The sequence below is a fragment of the Candidatus Burkholderia verschuerenii genome (assembly GCF_001189365.1).
GTDB classification, from domain to species: domain Bacteria; phylum Pseudomonadota; class Gammaproteobacteria; order Burkholderiales; family Burkholderiaceae; genus Caballeronia; species Caballeronia verschuerenii.
Window position 1 is genome coordinate 1 of record NZ_LFJJ01000252.1, and the last position, 3,605, is coordinate 3,605.

The 3,605-nt window shown below is 60.8% G+C and carries 5 protein-coding genes and 1 pseudogene; 2 read left to right on the forward strand and 4 right to left on the reverse strand.

Going from position 1 to position 3,605, the window contains the following annotated elements:
• Window positions 1–379 precede the first annotated feature (379 nt).
• Window positions 380–1,117 carry a CDP-diacylglycerol diphosphatase gene (locus tag BVER_RS26610; protein WP_232316823.1) on the forward strand — a complete coding sequence of 246 codons (738 nt, stop codon included), beginning with the start codon at window positions 380–382 and terminating at the stop codon, window positions 1,115–1,117.
• Window positions 1,118–1,136: 19 nt separating this feature from the next.
• On the opposite strand, the gene BVER_RS34650 is transcribed toward BVER_RS26610, so the two are convergent.
• Complete coding sequence (locus BVER_RS34650; protein WP_232316825.1) at window positions 1,137–1,277, reverse strand: hypothetical protein; 141 nt, start codon at window positions 1,275–1,277, stop codon at window positions 1,137–1,139.
• 48 nt (window positions 1,278–1,325) lie between these two features.
• Between BVER_RS34650 and BVER_RS34655 the strand changes: the two genes are divergently transcribed.
• Window positions 1,326–1,463: a hypothetical protein gene (locus tag BVER_RS34655; protein WP_232316827.1), complete on the forward strand. Its 138-nt coding sequence runs from the start codon at window positions 1,326–1,328 to the stop codon at window positions 1,461–1,463.
• Between the two features lie 132 nt (window positions 1,464–1,595).
• On the opposite strand, the gene BVER_RS26620 is transcribed toward BVER_RS34655, so the two are convergent.
• From BVER_RS26620 to BVER_RS34660, 3 genes and pseudogenes are all read right to left on the reverse strand, one after another.
• A complete protein-coding gene (locus BVER_RS26620) occupies window positions 1,596–2,873 on the reverse strand; it encodes an aspartate carbamoyltransferase (RefSeq protein ID WP_050455819.1) in 1,278 nt (425 codons plus the stop codon).
• 34 nt (window positions 2,874–2,907) lie between these two features.
• Entirely contained in the window at window positions 2,908–3,327 is a 420-nt protein-coding gene (locus tag BVER_RS26625; protein WP_050455820.1) for a secondary thiamine-phosphate synthase enzyme YjbQ, read from the reverse strand.
• A gap of 152 nt (window positions 3,328–3,479) precedes the next feature.
• Window positions 3,480–3,605: pseudogene (locus BVER_RS34660) on the reverse strand (IS630 family transposase); the annotation flags it as partial.

The following is a 3,605-nucleotide window of genomic DNA, read 5'->3' on the forward strand; positions in this document are numbered from 1 at the left end:
CGCTTCTTTAAGCGTATCAAGCATTTTCGTCGCGTCGCCCTCGATATGACAAACTCGCCCACAGCTACCTCACCTTTGTCTCCATCGTGTCTACCTTCGGGCCGCTCTTAAATGTGAACAGGACCTAAGCCATTCGAGTTTGTAGTGGCAGTAGAAGGTGAAGTGGCAGTTCAGCAGGAAGAGCAGTAGCTTGCGAGAAATGCAGTAGGTAGCATCGTAGTAAGCAGCAAGGAAACGCCAGCCGCCGTTAGGTCGCTGGCGTTTTTTATGCGCGCTCGCCCAGATCGATCGATGTTTCTGCGCACGATAAAGAAATCGGGCACGCTAGCGCTTCCCGTCTCTCGGACTATCGTCGATGCGAAGCGTCTTGCACGCCTGTATGGTTTCCCTCGCGCTGGCCGGCGCGCCGATCGCGGCCGCCGCGAACCCCAACGCGCTATGGGAGATCGTCCACGATCATTGCGAACCCGCCGCCGAGGGCGCGCCCGTCGCGCAGAAATGCGCCGACGTGAATCTCGCGGGCGGCTATGCGGTGCTGAAGGATCTCGTCGGCATCGCGCAGTACTTGCTGATTCCGACGGCGCGCATCAGCGGTATCGAAAGTCCCGTGCTGCTCGATGCGGATACGCCGAACTACTTTCGCGCGGCGTGGCAGTCGCGTCGTTACGTCGATGGCAAACTGCATCGTACATTGCCGCGCGACGAGATTTCGCTTGCCATCAACTCGGCCGATGGGCGTACGCAAAACCAGTTGCATATCCATATCGATTGTCTCGCGCCTGATGTCGTGAGGACGTTGCGCGAGATCGGTCCGCGCATCGGCACGGAGTGGAAGCCGCTGCCGGTGCGCTTGCGCGGACATGTGTACAGTGCGATCCGTATCGACGATGCCGAACTCGAGCATACCGATCCGTTTAAAGTGCTCGCGCCTTACGCCGCGCAACGCGGGCAGCCAATGGGCGATCAGACACTGCTGCTCGCAGGCGCCGTGCTTGCGGACGGGACGCCGGCGTTTTATCTGCTCAACGACCATGTGCAGACGGGGGATTGGGCGTCGTCGGAAGAGCTTCAGGATCATACGTGCGCGCTGGCCGATCGGTCTATGGATAAGCCGTGAGAGGCGATTAGTTCGGAGTTCACTCCGCCTCCCGCACCCCCGCCCGATGCGGAAACACCCGAGGCGTCACCGCTTCGATATGCGCTTCGGGCATCACGCGCTTGAGCGTGCGCATCGTAAAGGCGAGGTCTTCGGTCGCGACATCGAATTCGAGTCGCAACGAACAGTCTTTGCGTTGCGCCTGACTAACATAGACGCCGAGCGGAGAATGAAACAACTCGCGAATACGTTCGCGCAAGCTATCGCTATCGGCAAAATTGGCGCGCGCCAGCATGCGGACGCGCTGACATGCACAGTAAAAGCCCTCGTGGTGGGCTTTGTTACGGCCGGCAACCTAGGCAAGTGACATGTCCATGATCGCGCTCCATCTTGTTATCGTTATTGGAGTATACGCCGGGCCATGTCAAGGTCGTGCCAAGACACAATGCCTGCGCGTAAAAAACGTGTTAACGCGCTGTCATGCCGGTTCTCGTCGATATCAGTCGAAGCCTTGAAACACCGCGTCGTCGGGGCCGATGGACGACGGCGATTTCCATGTCGCGTCGCGCATCGAATGTCCGACGAGATGCTCCACGCCGAGCAGCGTCGCGAAGATCGCCATGCGCACCGCGATGCCGTTATCCGTCTGCCGGAAAATGGCCAGTCGCGAATCGTGATTCAGATCGGTGGCGAGATCGTTCGCGCCGGGGCGGCTATCGCGCGGCAACGGATGCATGATGAGCGTGTCGCGTCCGCATACCTCGTCGACGAGCGCCTGATTGATCTGAAAGTCCGGCGTATAGCCTTCGATCGATTCGTCGGCGAAGCGCTCTTTCTGAATGCGCGTGGCATAGACGACATCCGCGCCCGCCAGCCCCGCGTGCAGGTCGCCGGTCTGTTCGATCACATGATCGCCCTGCGCCAGCCGCTCGACGATATGCGAGGGCATTTCCAGAGAACGCGGTGAAACGAGCGTGAATTTCAGGCCCTTGTACAGCGACAGCAGCTTCGCCAGCGAATGCACGGTGCGCCCGTATTTGAGGTCGCCGACCATCGCAATATGCGCGCCGTCGACGATCTTGCCGAGCCGCGAAAACTCGCGCTGAATCGTATAGAGATCGAGCAGCGCCTGGCTCGGATGCTCGCCGGGACCGTCGCCCGCATTGATCACGGGAATGTTGGTCGCGCGCGCGAATTCGGCCACTGAGCCTTGCTCGGGATGCCGCACCACGATGGCATCGGCGTAGCCGCTGATCACGCGGCTCGTGTCGTAGATCGATTCGCCCTTCGCCATCGACGAGAAGGTGAAGCCGGTCGTGTCGCACACCGAGCCGCCCAGCCGGCAGAACGCCGAGCCGAAGCTCACGCGGGTGCGCGTGCTGGCTTCGAAAAAGAGATTGGCGAGCACCGCGCCTTCCAGCACGTGCGTGATCTTCTTGCGTCGCGCGATCGGCTGCATCAGGTCGGCGGTGCGGAACAGCGCTTCGGCGGATTCGCGCGAAAACTGGTCGATGGACAGCAGTTGCGGCCGGCCTTCGAACAGAATCGATGTATCTACGCTCTGCGTAGCGGAATCGGCGTCAGGCATGCCGGTGAGGATTTCGCCGATATAACGCGCGGCGATTTCCGGCATCGCGCGCGATTCCGGCGACTCGTCGGGCAGAAGCCAGGTATCCAACGCGCGCCGCGATACGCCGATGCGGGCCGCGAACGCGTCGCGGGTCATATTGAGACGCCGCATCGCATCGCGAAGGACGGTTTGCTGCTGATTGACCATGTCACGCTCCTCTATACGCGGAGCGTATATTAAGTCACTCGCCGATCAGATGCAAGACAAGTTCGCGCTGATGCTGCGCCGTGCGATGTTCGAAGACGTAAATGCCTTGCCAGGTGCCGAGCACCATGCGCCCGGCTTCGACAGGAATCGAAAGCTGCACCGTGGTCAGCGCGGTGCGCAAATGCGCGGGCATGTCGTCGGGGCCTTCGGCGTCGTGCACGTAAGCGTCCGGCGATTCCGGCGCGACGCGCTCGAAATAGCGTTCGAGGTCGGTCCGCACGTCTGGGTCGGCGTTTTCCTGAATCAGCAGCGACGCGGACGTGTGGCGGCAGAACACCGTCAGCAAGCCGGTGCGGATATCCTGATGATCGATCCAGCGGTCGATGTCGCGAGTGACTTCGTGCAGGCCACGCGAGCCCGTCGCGACCGTCAGATGTTGCAGTGCCTGTTTCATGTCGGTTCCGGTGCGAAGCGTGCGCGCGGGACGCCGCGCGCCTGACGGACAGTTTACCGGCTTGGCGGTGTCAATCGCGGGTCGTGTTTGTCGAATCGGCTGACGAGGAGGGCGCGATGCCATCGCCGAAAACCATACGACGTCTGTTGGCGCTAGTGTTCCGTCCCAGAAATAACTTTACATAACCGAGCCACTTTCTGAAGGATGGAATCGGCGGTTGCGGTCCAGACAAATGGACGGTTGTGCTGGTTGTAGCGTGCGACATAGCGCTCGATGCT

Excerpts from the sequence above, each read along its gene's own strand:
- BVER_RS26625 (WP_050455820.1), bottom strand. The coding sequence starts at position 3,327 with ATGAAACAGGCACTGCAACATCTGACGGTCGCGACGGGCTCGCGTGGC.
- BVER_RS34655 (WP_232316827.1), top strand. The coding sequence starts at position 1,326 with ATGAAACAACTCGCGAATACGTTCGCGCAAGCTATCGCTATCGGCAAA.
- BVER_RS26620 (WP_050455819.1), bottom strand. The coding sequence starts at position 2,873 with ATGGTCAATCAGCAGCAAACCGTCCTTCGCGATGCGATGCGGCGTCTC.
- BVER_RS26610 (WP_232316823.1), top strand. The coding sequence starts at position 380 with ATGGTTTCCCTCGCGCTGGCCGGCGCGCCGATCGCGGCCGCCGCGAAC.